At 31.9% G+C, this 20,826-nt stretch carries 14 protein-coding genes and 1 tRNA gene; 3 read left to right on the top strand and 12 right to left on the bottom strand.

Features of this window, described 5'->3' with window-relative positions; translation table 11 throughout:
- Window positions 1-71: 71 nt before the first annotated feature.
- From ABDX67_RS03195 to ABDX67_RS03160, 8 genes are all read right to left on the bottom strand, one after another.
- Window positions 72-1,841: a cytochrome c oxidase subunit I gene (locus tag ABDX67_RS03195; protein WP_347173501.1), complete on the bottom strand. Its 1,770-nt coding sequence runs from the start codon at window positions 1,839-1,841 to the stop codon at window positions 72-74.
- A 32-nt stretch (window positions 1,842-1,873) separates the two neighbouring features.
- Window positions 1,874-2,881, bottom strand: a complete 1,008-nt coding sequence (locus ABDX67_RS03190; protein ID WP_347173499.1) for a cytochrome c oxidase subunit II — start codon at window positions 2,879-2,881, stop codon at window positions 1,874-1,876.
- A gap of 26 nt (window positions 2,882-2,907) precedes the next feature.
- Entirely contained in the window at window positions 2,908-4,281 is a 1,374-nt protein-coding gene (locus tag ABDX67_RS03185) for a quinol:cytochrome C oxidoreductase (protein ID WP_347173498.1), read from the bottom strand.
- A gap of 26 nt (window positions 4,282-4,307) precedes the next feature.
- Entirely contained in the window at window positions 4,308-4,862 is a 555-nt protein-coding gene (locus ABDX67_RS03180) for a c-type cytochrome (RefSeq protein WP_347173496.1), read from the bottom strand.
- Window positions 4,863-4,872: 10 nt separating this feature from the next.
- Window positions 4,873-5,397, bottom strand: coding sequence for a DUF3341 domain-containing protein (locus ABDX67_RS03175; RefSeq protein WP_430438035.1), 525 nt, complete (start codon window positions 5,395-5,397; stop codon window positions 4,873-4,875).
- The gene (nrfD, locus tag ABDX67_RS03170; protein WP_347173494.1) at window positions 5,390-6,784 is read right to left on the bottom strand and encodes an NrfD/PsrC family molybdoenzyme membrane anchor subunit; all 1,395 of its coding nucleotides are present in this window, start codon (window positions 6,782-6,784) and stop codon (window positions 5,390-5,392) included. Before nrfD ends, ABDX67_RS03175 begins: the two co-directional genes overlap by 8 nt.
- A gap of 21 nt (window positions 6,785-6,805) precedes the next feature.
- Window positions 6,806-9,856, bottom strand: coding sequence for a TAT-variant-translocated molybdopterin oxidoreductase (locus ABDX67_RS03165; RefSeq protein ID WP_347173492.1), 3,051 nt, complete (start codon window positions 9,854-9,856; stop codon window positions 6,806-6,808).
- A 72-nt stretch (window positions 9,857-9,928) separates the two neighbouring features.
- Window positions 9,929-11,215: a c-type cytochrome gene (locus ABDX67_RS03160; protein ID WP_347173722.1), complete on the bottom strand. Its 1,287-nt coding sequence runs from the start codon at window positions 11,213-11,215 to the stop codon at window positions 9,929-9,931.
- 222 nt (window positions 11,216-11,437) lie between these two features.
- Here ABDX67_RS03160 and ABDX67_RS03155 point away from each other — a divergent pair, with 222 nt between their 5' ends.
- Window positions 11,438-11,788: an SPOR domain-containing protein gene (locus ABDX67_RS03155; protein ID WP_347173491.1), complete on the top strand. Its 351-nt coding sequence runs from the start codon at window positions 11,438-11,440 to the stop codon at window positions 11,786-11,788.
- A gap of 66 nt (window positions 11,789-11,854) precedes the next feature.
- On the opposite strand, the gene infB is transcribed toward ABDX67_RS03155, so the two are convergent.
- From infB to rimP, 3 genes are all read right to left on the bottom strand, one after another.
- Window positions 11,855-14,599, bottom strand: coding sequence for a translation initiation factor IF-2 (gene infB / locus ABDX67_RS03150; protein WP_347173490.1), 2,745 nt, complete (start codon window positions 14,597-14,599; stop codon window positions 11,855-11,857).
- 97 nt (window positions 14,600-14,696) lie between these two features.
- The gene (gene nusA / locus ABDX67_RS03145) at window positions 14,697-15,953 is read right to left on the bottom strand and encodes a transcription termination factor NusA (protein WP_347173489.1); all 1,257 of its coding nucleotides are present in this window, start codon (window positions 15,951-15,953) and stop codon (window positions 14,697-14,699) included.
- Between the two features lie 12 nt (window positions 15,954-15,965).
- Window positions 15,966-16,427: a ribosome assembly cofactor RimP gene (gene rimP / locus ABDX67_RS03140; RefSeq protein ID WP_347173488.1), complete on the bottom strand. Its 462-nt coding sequence runs from the start codon at window positions 16,425-16,427 to the stop codon at window positions 15,966-15,968.
- Window positions 16,428-16,588: 161 nt separating this feature from the next.
- On the opposite strand from rimP, the gene ABDX67_RS03135 reads away from it, so the two are divergent.
- Window positions 16,589-17,416 carry a universal stress protein gene (locus ABDX67_RS03135; protein ID WP_347173486.1) on the top strand — a complete coding sequence of 276 codons (828 nt, stop codon included), beginning with the start codon at window positions 16,589-16,591 and terminating at the stop codon, window positions 17,414-17,416.
- 55 nt (window positions 17,417-17,471) lie between these two features.
- Here ABDX67_RS03135 and ABDX67_RS03130 read toward each other — a convergent pair.
- A tRNA-Gln gene (locus ABDX67_RS03130) sits at window positions 17,472-17,543 on the bottom strand.
- A 160-nt stretch (window positions 17,544-17,703) separates the two neighbouring features.
- On the opposite strand from ABDX67_RS03130, the gene ABDX67_RS03125 reads away from it, so the two are divergent.
- Window positions 17,704-20,817, top strand: a complete 3,114-nt coding sequence (locus ABDX67_RS03125; RefSeq protein WP_347173485.1) for a protein O-mannosyl-transferase family — start codon at window positions 17,704-17,706, stop codon at window positions 20,815-20,817.
- Window positions 20,818-20,826 lie beyond the last annotated feature (9 nt).

Here is a 20,826-nt window from a genome sequence, read left to right as displayed (position 1 = left end):
AACTTTTATGAAAACTCTAATATACAAAAAAGCCTTTCCAAATTGGAAAGGCTTTTTTAATTTTATAATTCTTAAGAAGGATCTTCTCCGTCTTTTAACGGTACTGTTTGTAATACAAAGTCTTCTCCATGAGTATATTCTCCATCTTCATCAACCTTACTATAATCATATGGCCAACGATGTACTTCTGGAATTTTACCTGGCCAGTTTCCATGAATAGCTTCTACAGGTGTAGTCCATTCTAATGTGTTTGCTTTCCATGGGTTTTGTGTAGCTTTTTGACCTCTATAAATAGAGATAAAGAAATTTGCTAAGAAAATTAATTGTGCTAAACCTCCTAAGATTGCAAATAATGTGATTACAACATTTACATCCGCAAGGTCATCAAACATTGGAAAACTTGTATTGGTATAATATCTTCTTGGTAAACCCGCTAAACCAATAAAGTGCATTGGGAAAAATACTCCATACGCAGCAATAATTGTGATCCAAAAATGCCAATAACCTAATACTTTATTCATCATTCTACCATACATTTTTGGGAACCAGTGATACACACCAGCAAACATTCCGAAGATTGCAGACACACCCATTACTAAGTGAAAGTGAGCAACAACAAAATACGTGTCATGAACATTAATATCTAATGCAGAATCTCCTAAAACCAATCCTGTTAAACCTCCTGTAACGAATGTAGAAACTAATCCGATGGAGAATAACATGGCGGGATTTAATTGTAAATTTCCTTTCCATAATGTGGTAACCCAGTTAAAGGCTTTTACTGCAGATGGAATTGCAATTAATAACGTTGTAAATGTAAATACAGATCCTAAGAAAGGATTCATTCCTGAAATAAACATGTGGTGTCCCCAAACAATTGTAGATAAAAATGCAATTGCTAAAATAGAACCAATCATTGCTCGATAACCAAATATTGGTTTTCGTGAATTTATCGCAATAATTTCAGAGACAATTCCCATTGCTGGTAAAATAACAATATATACTTCTGGATGTCCTAAAAACCAAAATAAGTGTTCAAATAAAACTGGCGAACCTCCTTGATAATGTAAGACTTCTCCACTGATAAAAATATCTGACAGGAAAAATGAGGTTCCAAAACTTCTATCCATAATTAATAAAAGTGCAGCAGATAATAATACTGGGAAAGAAACTACTCCAATAATAGCAGTTACAAAGAATGCCCACATTGTTAATGGCAATCTTGTCATTTTCATTCCTTTTGTTCTTAGGTTAAATATGGTTACAATGTAATTTAAAGATCCAATTAAAGAAGATGCAATAAATATAGCCATAGATGCTAACCATAATGTCATACCTAATCCAGAACCTGGAATTGCTTGTGGCAATGCACTTAACGGTGGATAAATTGTCCAACCTGCAGAAGCTGGTCCAGCTTCAACAAATAAAGAAACAACCATTATAACACTAGAGATAAAGAATAACCAATAAGAAATCATGTTTAAAAAACCTGATGCCATATCTCTTGCCCCAATTTGTAATGGAATTAATAAGTTAGAAAATGTACCACTTAAACCAGCAGTTAAAACAAAGAAAACCATTATTGTACCATGAATTGTAACTAAAGCTAGATACATATCTGGATCCATTACTCCATTAGTTTGATTACTTCCTAAGAAAGCTTCAATAATTGTAAATGATTTATCTGGCCATGCAATTTGCAAACGAAATAACATTGACATAAACACTCCAATAACTCCCATAAAAATACCAGTTATTAAAAACTGCTTAGAAATCATTTTGTGATCTTGACTAAAAATATATTTAGTTACAAATGTTTCTTTATGATGATGCTCTGACATATCTTATTTTTTATTATCTACTTTAAAATATCTTATTTAATAACTTCAGCTAATGTTGGTTGCTCTGCATACCATTTATTGAACTCTTCTTCTTCGACTACAACAATTTTCATTTGCATATTAAAGTGTGAAGCTCCACAAATTTTATTACATAATAACACAAAATCAAACTCATAAGGATCTTCGCCTTTTGCCTTTCTAATTTTATTAATGTCTGCTGTTTTAGCTACAACTTCAGATTGTACTCTCATTTCTTCTGTAGTAAACTTAGGTGTAAATCCAAACTCAGTTACCATTCCAGGAACACAGTTCATTTGTGCCCTAAAGTGTGGCATATAAGCTGAGTGTAATACATCTTGAGAACGGAATTTAAAAATTACTTTACGTCCTTTAGGTAGGTGTAACTCTGTAACTTTTTTATCATCATGAGCATTTAAATCAGTCATATCAACACCCATAGTATTAACACCTTTAATGTAGTTTACGTTTCCTCTACCTAGTGCATTATCTTCACCGGCATAACGTGCTTCCCATTGAAACTGTTTTGCATATACTTCTATAATTAATGGATCTTCAGCATCTGATAAATCCATTATATTATTCCATTGCCATAATCCGTAACCAATTAAAACTACCAAAACCACTGCTGGTGTAATTGTCCAAATTGCTTCTAATTTATGACTATCTGCATAAAACAATGCTTTCTTTCCTTCTTTTCCTCTGTATTTATATGCAAAATAGAATAATAAGAATTGCATAATAAATTGAACAATTCCAATTAAAATAAAAGTAATGTTGAATAAATTATCATCATGCTCTCCTTCTATTGAAGCAGATTCTGGTAACATTAATACATTCATGAAGATTAAACAGTAAATCATCATTGCATATAAGAATGCTGTAAACCAAAGAAATAATTTTCCTTGTGTATCATTATCTTTGTCTGTAGCAATTACCGATCTAAAATTTAGAATTCTAGTGATTTGCCAAAAGCTTACACCTATTGCAACAGCTATAAAAATATAAAATAAAGCTAGCATATTATTTTGTCTTAATTATTTAATTATTAATGATGATTTTCTTCTCCTTCGTGTTCAATATTGTAATAATGAAAATGTTCACTTTCATGTAAAAATGGGTTTCCTTTTGCTAAAGGTGCCGCATTTGCAAAAGCACTAAAAGTAACAAATATAAAGAGCCCAATAAAAAATGCTAATGCACTTAATTCTGGAATTCCAATAAACCATTGATCACCAACTGTTGCTGGCATAATCATTACAAACACATCTAAATAATGCCCAATTAATATTACTAATCCTCCAATAACAACAAACCAAGATTTGCTTTTATAGTCACTATTAATTAATAACAATACAGGGAATACAAAGTTCATAACTACCATTGATAAGAACGGTAACTTATAGTCATTAAATCTTGCGATAAAATAAACAGTTTCTTCAGACATATCTGAATACCAAATTAGCATAAATTGTGAGAACCATAAGTATGTCCAAAACACACTAAATCCAAACATGTATTTAGCTAAATCGTGTAAGTGACTATCATTTACAAAAGGTAAATGACCTTTAGATCGTAAATAGATTGTTACAAATGCAATTACTGTTAAAGCACTTACTAAAAAAGTAGCTAAAACATACCATCCAAATAAAGATGAAAACCAGTGTGGATCTAATCCCATAATCCAATCCCAAGACATCATAGATTCAGTAATCATAAAGAATACTAAAAAGACAACTGATGCATGATAATTTTTCTTATAAATTTTATTTCCATCATTGGCTGTGTCTTCTGCTATTGACCATTTTCTAGATAAGAACCTATAAACATTCCAACCTAATAAATAAACAACACTTCTTATGGTCCAACCTGGAATATTTAACCACCATTTTTTACCTGCTACAATGGCATCATAGTTAGGGCTTGCAGGATCTACAGTTCCATCAGCCATCCAAACAAATAAATGATTTAAATGACCTGCAGAAGTCATAATTATTACAAACATTAAAATACTTGCAGGAACTAAGTTTACTGAAATTGCTTCCATCACTCTAAAAAGAACAATTGACCAACCTGCTTGTGCCACTCTTTGTATTGCATAAAATGCCAATACAACTAATGAAATTCCTAAAAAGAAAAACAATGCAACATAACTTGCAGCCCAAGGTCTGTTTTGTAATGCGTGTAAAACGTGTTCTGCATGCTCATCTTCTGCTTGTTCTGCAGTTTTTGTGTTGTCGTGTGAATCTACTGGAGCGTGAGTTGCTGCAACAGTTCCATGACTATCATGTTGACTTGCTATGATTTCTTTAGCGTCTTCAACTGTTTTTGGTGCAGTTAAAAAGCTATATCCAACACCCAATACTCCAATAATCATTAAAGCAATTGAGAATGTTTTTAATTTACCTGAGAATTGATACATATCTTTTAATTCTTTCTTTTAAAGACTTAGTTTAATAAATCGTTTCTAAGTTTTTCTACATAGTGAACAACTTGCCAACGTTCTTTTACTGTTAATTGAGATGAGTGAGATCCCATAATTCCTCTACCATACATTATTACATGATATGTGCTTCCAGCTGTAATAGCTCTATCTTTATAATTTGGTATTCCACTAAACTTATCTCTTTGAACTAAAACACCGTTTCCATCTCCGTTAGATCCATGGCAAGTTGCACAATAAATATCGTACATCTTTTTTCCATTTTCCATATTTTCTTCAGTATCTTCTAATGGAGATTTTAACTCATTTAAAGCAGCATTATATCCTTCAATTGTATTAGGATAATCATAAGGCACTTGTCCTCTAGCTACTGTTCCTTCAACTGGTTTTAAATTAGAACCATTAATGTTGTCGTTTAATCCAATAGCTCCATTTGGCTCATAAGGAACAGCAACATACATATCTGGCATATATTGTAAACTTGGTGTACGTTTGTCTCCACAAGAAGCAATTGTTACTAGTGTAACTAAAGCGAAAATTATTTTTGTAAAATTCTTCATCGTCTCTTTATTAGTGCTTTTCTACTATATTTATTTCTACAGCTCCTGTTTCTTTTAATAGAGTTGTTAATTCTTCTTCATTATCATGAACAGGAATTTCCATTAAAAAATGATCATCTGTAGTTCTTGGATCTGGGTTCTCTGCTTCTTTAAATGGCCAAATTCTACTTCTCATATAAAAAGTAATTACCATTAAGTGAGCAGCAAAGAAAATAGTTAACTCAAATAAGATTGGCACAAAAGCTGGCATATTTGACCACCAAGAAAAGTTTGGTTTACCTCCAATATCTTGTGGCCAATCTTGAATCATCATATAATCTGTCATCCAAATTGCAACACATAATCCTAAAATCCCGTACATAAAAGATGCAATAGCAATACGTGTTGGAGCTAAGCCCATTGCTTTGTCTAGTCCATGAACCGGAAAAGGACAAAATACTTCTTCGATATGATGATGTGCTGCTTTCACTTTCTTAACAGCGTCAAGAACAACTTCATCATCATTATAAAATGCGTGTATAACTTTGTTACTCATGATTTCCGTCTCTTAATTTTTTATAATTCTCTCCTGATGATTTCAAGATTGTTTTTACCTCTGCTTGTGCAATTACTGGGAAAGTTCTTGCATACAATAAGAACAATACAAAGAAAAACCCGATTGTTCCAATAAAAATTCCTACATCAACAAATGTTGGCTCAAAACGCCACCAAGTTGATGGTAAATGTCCTTTACTTAATACAATTGCGATAATATCAAAACGCTCAAACCACATTCCAATATTAATTGCAATAGAAATAATGAAAGACCAAATAAAACTTCTTCTTACTTTCTTAATCCACAATAATTGTGGTATTAATATATTGAAAATAATCAATGACCAAAATGCCCAAGCATAAGGTCCAGTTGCTGCACCTACAGATAAATAAGTGTAATTTTCATAAGGAGAACCTGTGTACCATGCAATAAAAAATTCTGTTGCATAAGCTACAGCTACAATTCCTCCTGTTAAGATAATTACAATATTCATATACTCTACATGTAAACGAGTAATGTAATTTTCTAAGTTTGTTACTTTACGCATTATTCCCAATAAGGTTTGTACCATTGCAAATCCAGAAAAGATTGCTCCTGCCACAAAATAAGGAGGGAAAATTGTTGAGTGCCAACCAGGGTTTATAGAAGTTGCAAAATCCATCGATACAATTGTATGTACAGAAAGCACTAATGGAGTTGCTAAACCTGCTAATACTAATGATACTTCTTCAAAACGTTGCCAATCTTTTGCTCTACCAGACCATCCAAAAGACAATAATGAATAAATTTTCTTTTGAAAAGGTTTTACAGCTCTATCTCTAATCATTGCAAAATCTGGTAATAAACCTGTCCACCAGAAAACTAATGATACAGATAAATAAGTTGATATTGCAAATACATCCCACAATAATGGTGAGTTAAAGTTAACCCACAATGATCCAAACTGGTTTGGCATTGGTAATGTCCAATATCCATTCCAAGGTCGTCCCATGTGAATAATTGGGAACAATCCTGCTTGGAAAACCGCAAAAATTGTCATTGCTTCTGCAGAACGATTAATTGCCATTCTCCATTTTTGACGGAATAATAATAATACTGCTGAGATTAATGTACCAGCGTGACCAATACCAACCCACCAAACAAAGTTGGTAATATCCCAAGCCCATCCAATGTTCTTGTTTAATCCCCAAACTCCAATTCCTGTTCCTACCGTGTAGAAAATACATCCAAATCCCCAAAGCATTGCTGCCAAAGAAATATAAAATGCGATGTACCAATTTTTATTTGCTTTTCCTTCGATAGGTCTTGCAATATCTTCAGTAATATCGTGATAACTTTTATTACCTAATATTAATGGTTCCCTTATAGGTGCTTCGTAATGAGACATATTCTATATCTTAAATTTTAATTACGCTTCGTTTGTATTTTTTACTTTTACTTGATAAACTACATTTGGTTTTGTACCAATATAATCTAACACATGATAAGCTCTTTTATCCTCTATTAATTGTGTAATTTCATCTTCTGAATTATTAACATCTCCAAATACCATAGCTCCAGTTGTACAAGCTGTTGAACATGCTGTCGAAAATTCATCTTTGTCTATCTTTCTACCTTCGTTTTTAGCTTTTAAGATAGTAGCTTGCGTCATTTGAATACACATAGAACATTTTTCCATAACTCCTCTAGAACGCACAACGATATCTGGATTTAACACCATTTTACCGTATTCATCATTCATATTAAAGTCGAATTCTTTGTTGTTACTGTAGTTAAACCAGTTAAAACGACGAACTCTATATGGACAGTTGTTTGCACAATATCTTGTTCCAACACAACGGTTATACGCCATTTGGTTTTGACCTTGACGACCATGTGAAGTTGCCGCAACAGGACAAACAGTTTCACAAGGAGCTTGATTACAGTGTTGACACATCATAGGCTGAAAAGCAACAGTTGGGTTTTCTGCAACGGTTTCTAGTGCTTTATAAAAACTTCCACCACTTAAACCTTGTGCTTTTGCTTCTTCTCTTGTTTCTACTTCCGAAGAGTAATATCTATCAATACGCAACCAGTGCATATCTCTACCAACTCTCATTTCATTTTTACCAACAACAGGAACGTTGTTTTCTGCATGACACGCAACCACACAGGCTCCACAACCTGTACAAGATGTAAGGTCGATTGATAAATTAAAATGATGCCCTACACTTCTATCGTGTTTATCCCAAAGATCAACAGAATTTGCATCTATTTCTTTATGGTTTAAAGACACTTTTGCTTTCTGATTCCAAGTATGATTTGGATCTACATTACTAGTTACTTCTTTTAATGTAGCTTGTTTTAAAATGTCATGTCTTCCCGCAATTGTTTTTTGTACTTGTGTACAAGCAAACTTATGTGTTCCACTAGTTTTTTCTATTGTTACACCTGTTTGAATATAATTTGAATTGAAGTATAATGGGTAAGCATTAACTCCAACTACCATTGCATCTTTTAAATTCTGAGTTCTTCCATATCCTAAAGCTAATCCAACAGAACCTTTTGCTTGTCCTGGCTGAACCATTACTGGAATGTTAGAAACTGTAACTCCGTTTACAGTAATATTTGCATATTGACCGTTAATAGCACCATTATCTTGCACAGGATTAGAGAAACCTAATTCTCTAGCGTCTGGCAGAGACATAGTAATATAATTATCCCAAGAAGCTCTTGTTAAAGGGTCTGGCAATTCTTGTAGCCATGGATTGTTTGCTTGCTTACCATCACCTAAAGCTATTGATGTAAACAAATTTAACTCCATGCTAGAAGATTTTGTTGTTTTATTTAATCCAGAAGCTGCTGCTGCAATATTTACAGATTTAGCAGAAACCGAACTAGAAACAGCTTTTTTAAATGTTCCATCATGTAATGCTTGATTCCAAGATTTTCCTTCTAATATATTTGAGGCCCAAAAAGCTTTTAAATAATCGTAATAAGAAGTTGAGTTTCCAGACCATGTTAATAATACATCTTGTAATTGACGAGAATTAAATAATGGTTGAATTGTTGGTTGAACTAAACTATAAACTCCAGATGTTGTACTAACATCACCCCAAGACTCAAGGAAATGAGACATTGGTAATGCAAATTCAGTTACACTTGCTGTTTCATCAAATTGCTCAGATAGTGCAACAGATAATTTTAATTTTTCTATTTGCTCAGTTAATTCACTTCCGTTTGCTAAAGAGTAAACTGGATTTACATTATGTGTAATTAATCCTTTTACTTTTCCTGATTTCATATCAGCAATTAATTGAGCAACATCAGCATCGTTTCCTTCTCTGACATTATTTGTTGTTGCTGCATCCATTACATCACTTTGTAATGCAATATTAATTGCCATTGCAATTATTTGAGCGTTTTTATCATTTAAACCAGTAACTACAACTCCGTTTTTACCAGCCTTCTTTAATTGATCAGCTGCATTCTTTATTTCTGCATCAACTGGTGTTGATTTAGATGATAAATTAGATCCTGTTACTTGATTGTATAAATTGATTAACGCAAAAACTTGTTCAGATGGTTTCAATAGAATTCTCTTGTCTGAATTTGCTCCAGTTAATGTCATGTTAGATTCAAACTGAATATGACGAGACATCTTACCTTCTGCAGGTTTTCTACCTGCTGCATAACTTTTACCATAACCACCTTGCCAATCTCCTAAGAAATCTGCTCCAACAGAAACAATAACTTTGGCTGTATCAAAATTATAAGTTGGTAAAGAACGTGTTCCATAAAATGCTTCAAAAGCATCTAGAGCTCCTGATTCTGAAACCGCATCATATACAACATGTTTAACATTTGGATATGCAGTTGTAAATTCTGAAATAATTTTTTCTGTAGATGGACTTGCTAATGTTCCGGTTAATAAAACAACAGCTTCATTTGCAGTTTTTAACTCATTTAGCTTTTTAGCAATTTGAGTATTTGCATCGTCCCACGTTAAAAAAGACTCTCTATCTTGAGGCTCTTTTAAACGTAATTGGTTATCATATAAAGATAAAACAGAAGCTTGAACACGGGCATTTGTTGTTCCGCCTGCATCTTTGTTTGGCATGACTAAAATAGGACGACCTTCTCTAGTTTTTACCAAAATATTTGCGAAATCATAACCATCTGCAATTGTTGTTGCGTACCAATCTGCAACTCCAATAGTAATGTCATCTGGTTTTACTACATAAGGAATCGATTTTCTAACAGGACCTTCACAGGCAGCTAAAGATGCTGCTGCAGTTGTAAATCCTACATATTTTAAGAAATCTCTTCTTGATGTAGATGACGCTTCTAATGTTTCTTTATCTCCTAAAAATGCATCTGTTGGAATTTCTTCTACAAATTCATTTTTACTTAGCGTTTCAACAATAGAACCTTCTTTAAGTTCCTCAACACTTTGCCAGTATTTTTTGTTTGAAGCCATGTATATCTATTTATTTATTTAATGATTGAAAGACTGAAAAAACGTTCTTTCAATCTTTTAATTTTTAATTCTTTAATAATGGCATTTACCACATTCCATTCCTCCTAATTGAGCTACCGTTACTTTCTCAACACCATACTTTTTAGATAGCTCTTCGTGAATTTTAGTGTAATATGCATTTCCTTTTAAATCTACTTTCGTTTCTTTATGGCAATCTAAACACCAACCCATTGTTAATGGCGAGAATTGATAAACTTCATCCATTGTTTCTACTGGGCCATGACATGTTTGACATTTTTGGTTACCAACTGTTACGTGTTGTGAGTGATTGAAATATGCGAAATCTGGCAAATTATGTACTCTTACCCATTTAATAGGCTGAGTTTCTCCAGTGTAAGTTAAGTTATCCGCATCCCAACCAGCAGCTTTATATAACTTTTGAATTTCTGCATCTAACTCAGCTTTTCCAAAGCCCATAGATTCAATTTTAGTATCTTCTGCTACTTCAGAAATATTTTTATGACAATTCATACAAACATTCACTGAAGGAATTCCAGATGTTTTACTGTGTTTTGCAGATGAATGACAGTATTGACAATCTATCTTATTATCTCCTGCATGTATTGTATGTGAGAATGCAATTGGCTGAATTGGTTGATATCCTTCATCTACTCCAATTTGGAACAACGTTCCAAACAAAACATAGGCTGTTGTTAAAGCTAAGAAGATTGTAAGTAATACATGTAAAAATGTATTTCTTTTAAACCCTACCCACAAATCCTGAATGTTTGCAGCCAAACCAGGTGTTTTTGGAGCTCCTTTTAATTCGCTAATAACCTTTAATAAGCTTGATATAATTAAAATACCAACTATTATGATTGCAATTAAAATTCTAGTTAACCACGGAGAAGCTTCTTTTTCAACTGCAACAACAGTATCACCTCCAGCAGATGTCTCTTTTTTAATCTCACCAACAGTTGTATAATAAAGAATATCTTCGATATTTTTATCAGTTAACTGAGGAAAAGGCGTCATTGGAGAACCTTTATACTCATCAAAAATAGCTATCGCATCTGCATCTCCAGAAGCTCTTAAAGCATTATTATCTTTAATCCAAGATTTTAACCAATCTGCCTCTCTTACTTCTTCAATTTTACCTAAAGCCGGCCCAATAAACTTTTTATCAAGTTTATGACACGCAGAACATAATGATTTAAACAATTTTCTACCTTCCTGATGTCTTTCTGCATCTACTGCATCTTGCGCTTGCAAGGAAAAACTCATTGAAAAAAATAAAAGGAAAGTGAAACTTTTTAGTAGTAATCTGGTTAATTGACTGTGATTTTCCACACTTTTCATATTATAAAATATAAATTTTCTATCTAATTTGATGCCCATATTAAATTCAAAACCTAAATCAACAGATGTTTGAACAACTCCACAAAAGTAGCATTTATCTCTAAATTTTGAAATGCTAATATAATGTTAATTCATAATTTATATCGATTCTAAATAAAGATGAATACTAAACTTGTATGAAACAAGTTGTTACTTTTGTAAAAAAGTTTTTAAATGATGAATATGAAATCAGTTTTTGTAAGTTTTTTATTTACTCTTATTCTTGGATTAACAAGCGTAAATGGACAAACAACAACAAGTAATGAAGTAAAATCTCTTATCAAAAAGAAGATTGAATACAATAAAAAGAATGGTTATGGCTTTAGAATTCAGTTAGAAAGCGGACTCGAAACTGCAATTAAAACAACTCAAAGTAAATTTAGATTAGAACAACCAACAATTAAAACATACATTTTATTTGAATCTCCAGAGTGGAAAGTACAGGTTGGAGATTATAAAACAAGATTAGAGGCTGATAAATTTTTGAATGAAATTAAAGTAAAGTTTCCTTCAGCAATTATTGTTCCTAGATAAAAGAAAATATTTGAAAACAAAAAAGGAGCGAAAAATCGCTCCTTTTTTTATGGTTATAATTGATTTTTATTTCAATTTTTTCTTAACGGCTACTTCATGATAAGCTTCAATGACATCTCCAATTTTAATATCATTGTATCCTTTTATTTGAATACCACAATCATATCCTTTGGCAACTTCTTTTACATCATCTTTAAATCGTTTTAATGCTTCTAAAGTTCCTGAATGCACCACAATGCCATCTCTAATAATCCTAATTAAAGAGCTTCTTAAAATTTTACCTGACACCACCATACAACCTGCAATATTACCAACTTTAGAGATTTTATACACTTCTCTAATCTCAACATTTCCTGTGATTTCTTCCTTCATATCTGGAGAAAGCATTCCTTCCATGGCATCTTTAAGGTCATTAATTGCGTCATAAATAATTGAGTAGTTTCTAATATCAACCTCTTCTTTATCTGCAATTATTCTGGCATTTACTTGAGGACGAACGTTAAATCCGATTACAATTGCGTCAGATGCTGATGCTAATAAAACATCAGATTCTGTAATGGCACCAACTCCTTTATGAATAATATTTACTTGAATTTCATCTGTAGATAATTTTTGGAACGAATCTGTTAATGCTTCAACAGAACCATCTACATCTCCTTTTAAGATAATGTTTAGTTCTTTAAAGTCTCCTAAAGCAATTCTTCTTCCAATTTCATCTAACGTAAGTGTTTTCTGCGTTCTTACAGATTGCTCTCTTTGTAATTGAGAACGTTTAGATGCAATTTGTTTTGCTTCTCTTTCATCTTCAAATATATTGAATTTGTCTCCAGCTTGTGGCGCTCCATCTAATCCTAAAATTGATACTGGCGTTGATGGTTTTGCTTCTGTCAAGTTATTTCCTTTATCATCGAACATGGCTTTTACTTTACCACTGTTTTTACCAGCTAGCATGTAATCTCCGATTTTTAAAGTTCCGGCTTGCACTAAAATTGTAGTCACATAACCTCTTCCTTTATCTAATAAAGCTTCAACAACTGCACCAGTTGCCAATTTATTAGGGTTTGCTTTAAGTTCTAATACTTCTGCTTCTAATAAAACTTTTTCTAATAACTCAGGAATTCCTTCTCCGGTTTTAGCAGAAATGTCTTGTGATTGAATATTTCCTCCCCATTCTTCAATTAATAAATTCATCGCAGATAATTGTGTTTTTACATTATCTGGATTTGCATTTGGTTTATCAATCTTATTAATTGCAAAAATAATTGGAACTCCTGCTGCTTGCGCATGAGAAATTGCTTCTTTTGTTTGCGGCATCACATCATCATCTGCTGCAACAACAATAATTACTAAATCTGTAACTTGAGCTCCACGAGCACGCATTGCCGTAAAGGCTTCGTGACCAGGAGTATCTAAAAATGCTATTTTTTGATCTCCAACTTTTACAGAATACGCCCCAATATGTTGTGTAATTCCTCCAGATTCTCCTTCAATAACATTTGCTTTTCTAATATAATCTAATAAAGATGTTTTACCATGATCTACGTGACCCATCACTGTAATAATTGGCGCACGCGTTTCTAAATCTTCTGGTTTATCTTCAACTTCAACTACAGCTTCTTCAACTTCCGCTCCAACAAATTCTACCTTGTAATTAAATTCTTCTGCAACAATCACTAATGTTTCTGCGTCTAAACGCTGATTCATCGTTACCATCATTCCTAAAGACATACATGCCGAAATGATATCAGTAACAGGAACATCCATCATGGTTGCAATTTCACTTACTGTAACAAATTCTGTTGCTTTTAAAATTTTACTTTCTGCAGCAGCTAATTCTTGGTCTACCTCTGACTGTTGTCTATGTTGATCTCTTTTATCTCTACGGTATTTTGCTCCTTTACCTTTGTTAGATTTTCCTTGAAGTCTCTCTAACGTTTCACGCACTTGTTTTTGAACTTCTGCTTCTGTCGGTTCTTCTTTTTTTACAGCTGGCCTTGCTGAACCTCTTCCTTTATTAAATCCGCCTCTATTGTTTCCGCCAGTAGCTCTTCCAGGGTTGTTTCTGGCATTATTTGCCGGCTTAACAATTCTTTTTCTTTTCTTTTTATCTGCAGCAGCATTTTTAGGAGCTGGCTTCGTTTCTGTTTTCTTCTTTTTAGGTTTCTCGAATTGCTTTAAGTCAATTTTTTGACCTGTAATTCTTGGTCCGTCTAGTTTTTTATATTGTGTAGTAAGTTTTTCTGCATTTTCTGCTGTAACTTCTTCTTCAATTGGAGTAATATCTTCTTTTGCTTCTTTTTTTACTTCTTTTTTTACTTCTTTAACTTCCTTAACCTCTTTAACAACAGGCTTTTCTTCTTTAACTTTTTCTACTGCCTTTGGTTGTTCTTTCTTTTCTGTTTTCTTTTCAACAGGTTTTTCCGCTTCTGGTTTTGGTTGCTTTTTAACAACAGGCGGATTAATATCAATCTTACCAACCGTTTTAACTTCAACTTTTTCAGCTTTTGCTTTTAAAACTTCTCTTTTAGCTTCTTCTTCTAAACGTTTTTTCTCTAGTTTAGCTTCTAACTCTAATCTTATGGCTTCTTTTTCTTTTCTTTTTTCCTCTCCTACTTCTTTTGAGGCTGCTTTTTTAGTTTTATCCGTTTGAAAACCATCAAGTAAAACTTGATATACTTCACCAGATATTTTAGTAGTTGGACGCGCATCTATTTCGTGTCCATTTTTTGATAAATGTTCTACCGCTCTATCTAGAGAAATATTTAATTCTCTTAAAACTTTATTAAGCCTCATTGTTTTGCCTTCAGCCATATATTTTTACTATTTTGCTTTTAAAGAAAATACACTTTATACATAGTATAGTTATATTTTCAGAATAATTTATGATTTTAAGATTAATAAAACAATATTAATCTTCAAACTCGTCTTTTAATATTTTTTGAACTTCTAAGATTGTTTCTTCTTCCAAGTCAGTTCTTTTCAATAATTCTGCAACATCTTTTTCTAAGACGCTTCTTGCAGTATCTAATCCTATTTTTTTCAATTCGTCAATTACCCATCCTTCGATTTCATCACCAAATTCTGTTAATTCAACATCTTCATCTTCTATTCCTTCTCTCTGCACATCAATTTCGTAACCCGTTAATTGACTAGCTAATCTAATATTTACACCACCTTTACCAATAGCTTTAGAAACTTCTTCTGGTTTTAAGAATACATTTACACGTCCTTTTTTACCATCTATAACTTCTTCTGCTGGTTTTATTTCCATTGAAACAATTTTAGCTGGACTTAATGCTCTAGCAATATATAATTGTTCGTTTTTTGTGTAATTGATTACATCAATGTTTTCATTTCCTAATTCACGAACAATACCGTGAATACGAGATCCTTTCATTCCAACACACGCTCCAACTGGGTCAATTCTATCATCATAAGAATCTACAGCTACTTTTGCTTTTTCACCAGGAATTCTTGCAACACCTTCAATTGTAATTAAACCGTCGAAAACTTCTGGAATTTCTTGTTCAAATAATTTCACTAAAAACTCTGGAGATGTTCTTGATAAAATAATTGCAGGTTTTGTTCCTCTTAATTCTACCGCTTTAATAACTCCTCTTACAGAATCTCCTTTTCTAAAAAAGTCTGAACGAATTTGTTCACTTTTTGGCAATACCAATTCGTTTCCTTCATCATCAAGTAAAATTACAGCATTATGACGAATATGATGTACTTCTGCGCTATAAATTTCTCCTTCTAAATCTTTAAATTGCTTAAAGATGTTTGTACTATCGTGTTCTTGAATTTTAGAAATTAGATTTTGACGCAATGCTAAGATAGCTCTTCTTCCTAAATCAATTAATTTTACTTCTTCAGATACATCTTCGCCAATTTCAAAATCAGGCTCAATTTTTCTAGCTTCAGTTAGTTCGATTTCTTCATTGTCATCTTCTGACATTCCATCTGCAACAACAACTCTATTTCTCCAAATTTCTAAATCTCCTTTATCTGGATTGATAATGATATCAAAATTATCATCTGATCCAAATTTACGTTTCAATGCAGCTCTAAAAACTTCTTCTAAAATAGACATTAATGTTACTCTGTCTATACTTTTATTATCTTTAAATTCTGAAAATGAATCAATTAAATCTATATTTTCCATTCAACTCTTTTATTAAAAAATTATCTTCACTTTTGCTTCAATTATATCTTGATAAGCAATCCTTTCTGTTTTATTAACAGTAACTTTTCCTTTACCTATTGGTTTTGGTTCTCTTGCTTTCCAAGATAGCACTATGTTTTCTTTATTTACCTCTATTAAAGTTCCTTCAATCTTTTTATCATTTAACTTAACAGTTATTATTCTATTAAGGTTTTTAACATATTGTCTTTTAACCTTTAATGGTTCTGCAATATCTGGAGAAGTAACTTCTAACGCAAAATCTTCTTCTTCTCTATCAAGATTACTCTCAATACTTCTATTTATTCTTATACACTCACTTAAAGAAATTCCTTCATCACCATCAATAATAATCTGAATTTTATTTCCTGGCAAAAAAGACAAATCAATTAAATATAAAGATTGGTTTTCTGCCAATGCTTCTTCTAATAATTCTTGTACTTTTTTTTTATCCATTTTTGGTATAAAAAGAGGGGCTTATAGCCCCCTTCATTCTTCTTTTGCGTTATTTTCGCTGCAAATATACTAACTTATTCATAAATACCCAAATAGCTTAGAGTTAAATATTTTTTTGTACATTTGTAAACCTCCTGTAACTTTTTCAAAATTTTTCAAAGATGAAAAAAATTCTAGTTCCTATAGATTTTTCTGTACAGTCTGAGTATGCAATAAAATTAGCTTCGAAAATTGCAAATGAAACAGAAATAGAAGTACATCTCTTACACTTATTAGAATTACCAAAAGGCCACGTAGATATGGGGTCTGGAAGTAATTTTGGCATACCTCAAAGTATGTTTTACATTCAAAAGATTCAAGAGAAAATTATCAAAATAAAAAAAGACTTTTTTAGTTCTGACACAAAAGTTAAGTACGCAATCCGTTTTGACAAACCTTCTGAAGGCATTATGAAGTTTAGCTCAAAAATAAATGCCGATCTTATTTTAATGGGATCTAAAGAAATGAGCATTTTTGATGAGTTAATAATTGGCTCAAATATTAAAAGAGTTGTTAAGAAATCTAACATTCCTGTTTTAGTTGTTAAAAACGACCCAAAAGAATTTAATATTAAAGAGTTAGTTTTCACATCAAACTTTAATGAAGAAGACAGAAAATCTTTTGAAGTTTTATTAGATTTTTCACAAAAGTTTAAAAGCAAAATTCATTTATTAAATGTTAATACAATGAATCGTTTTAAAAGCACTAAAAAAGCAAAACAAAAAATGGAAGCTTTTTTAAGCTCATACCAAAACTTAGAACATTCTATTAATGTATATGACGATGATTCTATAGAAAACGGAATCTTAAACTTTTCTAAAGAAATAAATGCAGATTTAATTGCACTTTCTACTCATGAAAGTAGCGGATTATTTAGACTTTTTAACAGAAGTATTAGTAAAAGTCTTTCAAAAAAATCTTTAAAACCCGTATTTACTTTCTTTATTTAGAATACAAAAAAGCATAAAAAGCAAAAACCTCACTTTAAAAAGTGAGGTTTTTTTGTTGGCCTACAAGGACTCGAACCTTGAATGTCGGTACCAAAAACCGGTGTGTTGCCAATTACACCATAGGCCAATTTCGGCTGCAAATTTAATTCAAACTTTTAATACTGCAAATATTTTCTTTGTTTTTTTATTTTTAACATATTTTTATTACAGTAAAATACTAGTTACCACGTTTTACCAACTCAAAATTACTTATAAATTAGTAAATTCGCCACATATATTTAAATTAGATGATGACACAAGCTTCTTATAAAAAATGGAATACAATTACTGGTTGGGTTGTATTTGCTATTGCTTTAATAACTTATACACTAACATTAGAGCCAACAGTTAGTGCTTGGGACTGTGGAGAATATATCTCTACAGCTGTAAAATTAGAAGTTGGTCATCCGCCAGGAGCGCCATTATTTCAAATGTTAGGAGCATTTTTTGCAATGTTTACGAGTGAATTAGACGGAATTGCAAAAATGGTAAACTTTATGTCTGCTTTAGCGAGCGCATTTACCATCTTATTTATGTTTTGGACCATTACCAATTTGGCTAAAAAAATGACAAAAGACGAAGGTGATTCATCTTTATCTAGTGTGATTGCAATTCTTGGGTCTGGAGTTGTTGGAGCTTTGGCTTATACTTTTTCAGATAGTTTTTGGTTTAGCGCTGTAGAAGGAGAAGTATATGCAATGTCATCATTCTTAATGGCAATTTTGTTTTGGCTTGGTTTAAAGTGGGAAAATGAAATGCATTTACCAAGAGGAAATAGATGGTTGTTACTTATAAGTTTTGTTGTTGGGTTATCATTTGGAGTGCACATCTTATCATTATTGGTAATTCCTGCAATTGTAATGTTGTATTTCTTTAAAACATATCATACAATAACCATAAAAACTACAGCAATTGCAACGGTAATTTCTGTAATCATTTTAGCATTTGTCTTTAAGTTTTTATTCCCTTACACATTACAGTTTTTCAGTTCAACAGAAATATTTTTTGTAAACACCATCGGATTACCTTTTAATTCTGGTAGTATTATTGCCGCAATTATACTAATTGCAGCGTTTTACTTTGGAATAAAATATACTCGCAAAAACAATAAAGTAAACTTAAACACGCTTATTTTATCAATATTATTTATTATGATGGGATTCTCATCGTGGTTGATGTTGCCAATTAGAGCAAACGCAAACACTACAATTAACGAGAATAATCCGTCAAGTGCAAGAGAATTATTAGCATATTATAATAGAGAGCAATATGGCGATGCCAATGTTTTTTACGACACGTATTATTCTATAAAATACAATACAGACGATTTAGATAAAAAGAATCCGTATGTAGATGGAAAACCAAAATATGAAAAGGATTTAAAGAACAAAAAATATGTTATTGTAAATAAATACAAAAACACAGAACCTAATTATTCTTCAAGACACAAAGGTTTTATTCCAAGAATGGTAGATCCAGATCGAGAGGCTAATTACAAAGCAATTGTTGGTATTCCTGCAAATTCTAAACGAAGACCAACTTTTTCTGAGAACATTCATTTTATGTTTAGTTTTCAATTTGGTTATATGTATGGTCGCTATTTTATGTGGAATTTCGTTGGAAAACAAAATGACAAACAAGGTCAATTAGATATTTTTAATGGGAATTGGATTAGTGGTATTGATTTTATTGACGAAGCAAGATTAGGTTCACAACAAAATTTACCTGACGATGTCAAAGAAAATAAAGGAAGAAACAAGTATTATTTCCTTCCACTAATCTTAGGAATTATTGGTTTGTTATATCAAATAAAATTTGACAAGAAAAATTTCTATTCCTTATTTTTATTTTTCGCTTTCACTGGTTTTGCTGTTATTTTTTACACAAATCCTAAATCATTTGAAGTTAGAGAACGAGATTATGCTATTGTTGGCTCCTTTTACATTTTCGCTATTTGGATTGGTTTTGGAGTTTTTGCCTTGTATCAATATTTAAAACATTTAGGAAACAAAAAAACCATTGCAATTGCAGTTTCTGTAATTTCATTATTGGCAGTTCCTACTTTAATGGCATCAGAAAACTGGGACGATCACGATAGATCTAATCGATTTACAACGCGTTTAAATGCACAAGCTTATTTAGAATCTACAGATCCTTATGCAATTATGTTTACTATCGGTGATAACGATACGTTTCCGCTTTGGTACATGCAAGAAGTTGAAGGAATCCGAAGAGATATAAAGCTAGTAAACACAAGTTTATTTGCAACAGATTGGTATATCGATCAAATGAAAAGAGCAACGTATGAAGCGCCGCCGATACCATCACAATTATCGCATGACAAATACAAAACTGGTTCTTTAGATGTTGCGTATCATTTACCGCATCCACAATTTAAAGATTCTGTTATCGGAATAAAAGATTTTATGAGATGGATAGAAAGCGATAATGATGTTACTTATTATATCAATGAAGAGGACAGATTAAAAACATATCCAACAAACAGAATTAGAATTCCTGTTAACAAAGAAAACGCCTTAAAAAGTGGAATTGTTGCTGCAAAAGATGCAGATAAAATGGTTGATTTTATCGACATTACTATTGACGAAAGAGGTTTATCTAAAAATAGGATTTTAATGTTAGACATCTTAGCTAATTTTGATTGGAAACAACCTATTTACTTTACAGGTGGAGCAAATGAAGATGGAGAATATATTTGGTTGAAAGATTATTTACAGTTAGACGGAATGGCTTTTAAATTGGTTCCTATTAGAACACCAATGGTTGAAGTTGATGCTGCTGGAAATAAAATTAGAGAGCGAACTATGTTTGATATGGGAAGAATCGATTCTGAAAAAATGTACAACAATATTCAGAAATTAGAATGGAGAAACATCAATAGTGGTAAAATTTATATTGACGAGCAAACGCGTAAAAATGCAATTTCGTTACGTAATAATATGTTACGTTTAGCAGAAACTTTTGCAGATGAAAATAACTTTGAAAAAGCAGAAGAAATTCTAGATTTATCTTTAGATAAAATGCCAATTGAAGAGTTTGATCATTATAGTATTGCTTTAGGATATCCAGAAATATATTATCAAATTGGAAAACCAGAAAAAGCTAGAAAGGCTGCAGAAACTCTTATTAAAATAATACAACAAAAACTACTTTGGTATAGTACTTTTGATTTAAAATACAACAATATAATTATTGATGAACTTCAAAACGAATTGTTAATGTACAAAAGAGGTATTCTTGAACAAGTTGCTTTCAGTGACAAAGACACCACTTATGTTAATAAACTGCAACAAGATTTTATGGATTCAATGAAGTTATTTGACCATTTAATGGAAGAATAAGAAGTCAGA

It is taken from the genome of Polaribacter uvawellassae (assembly GCF_039748955.1).
Classification (GTDB): Bacteria; Bacteroidota; Bacteroidia; order Flavobacteriales; family Flavobacteriaceae; genus Polaribacter; species Polaribacter uvawellassae.
Note: the sequence above shows the minus strand (reverse complement) of the source record. Positions and strands in the feature narration are given on the sequence as shown.

What these genes read in the sequence shown, in the direction of transcription:
- ABDX67_RS03185 (WP_347173498.1), bottom strand. Translation starts at nt 4,281, where the DNA reads ATGTATCAATTCTCAGGTAAATTAAAAACATTCTCAATTGCTTTAATG.
- ABDX67_RS03195 (WP_347173501.1), bottom strand. Translation starts at nt 1,841, where the DNA reads ATGTCAGAGCATCATCATAAAGAAACATTTGTAACTAAATATATTTTT.
- ABDX67_RS03125 (WP_347173485.1), top strand. Translation starts at nt 17,704, where the DNA reads ATGATGACACAAGCTTCTTATAAAAAATGGAATACAATTACTGGTTGG.
- ABDX67_RS03175 (WP_430438035.1), bottom strand. Translation starts at nt 5,397, where the DNA reads ATGAGTAACAAAGTTATACACGCATTTTATAATGATGATGAAGTTGTT.
- nrfD (WP_347173494.1), bottom strand. Translation starts at nt 6,784, where the DNA reads ATGTCTCATTACGAAGCACCTATAAGGGAACCATTAATATTAGGTAAT.
- infB (WP_347173490.1), bottom strand. Translation starts at nt 14,599, where the DNA reads ATGGCTGAAGGCAAAACAATGAGGCTTAATAAAGTTTTAAGAGAATTA.
- ABDX67_RS03165 (WP_347173492.1), bottom strand. Translation starts at nt 9,856, where the DNA reads ATGGCTTCAAACAAAAAATACTGGCAAAGTGTTGAGGAACTTAAAGAA.
- ABDX67_RS03155 (WP_347173491.1), top strand. Translation starts at nt 11,438, where the DNA reads ATGAAATCAGTTTTTGTAAGTTTTTTATTTACTCTTATTCTTGGATTA.
- ABDX67_RS03160 (WP_347173722.1), bottom strand. Translation starts at nt 11,215, where the DNA reads ATGAAAAGTGTGGAAAATCACAGTCAATTAACCAGATTACTACTAAAA.
- ABDX67_RS03135 (WP_347173486.1), top strand. Translation starts at nt 16,589, where the DNA reads ATGAAAAAAATTCTAGTTCCTATAGATTTTTCTGTACAGTCTGAGTAT.
- nusA (WP_347173489.1), bottom strand. Translation starts at nt 15,953, where the DNA reads ATGGAAAATATAGATTTAATTGATTCATTTTCAGAATTTAAAGATAAT.
- rimP (WP_347173488.1), bottom strand. Translation starts at nt 16,427, where the DNA reads ATGGATAAAAAAAAAGTACAAGAATTATTAGAAGAAGCATTGGCAGAA.
- ABDX67_RS03180 (WP_347173496.1), bottom strand. Translation starts at nt 4,862, where the DNA reads ATGAAGAATTTTACAAAAATAATTTTCGCTTTAGTTACACTAGTAACA.
- ABDX67_RS03190 (WP_347173499.1), bottom strand. Translation starts at nt 2,881, where the DNA reads ATGCTAGCTTTATTTTATATTTTTATAGCTGTTGCAATAGGTGTAAGC.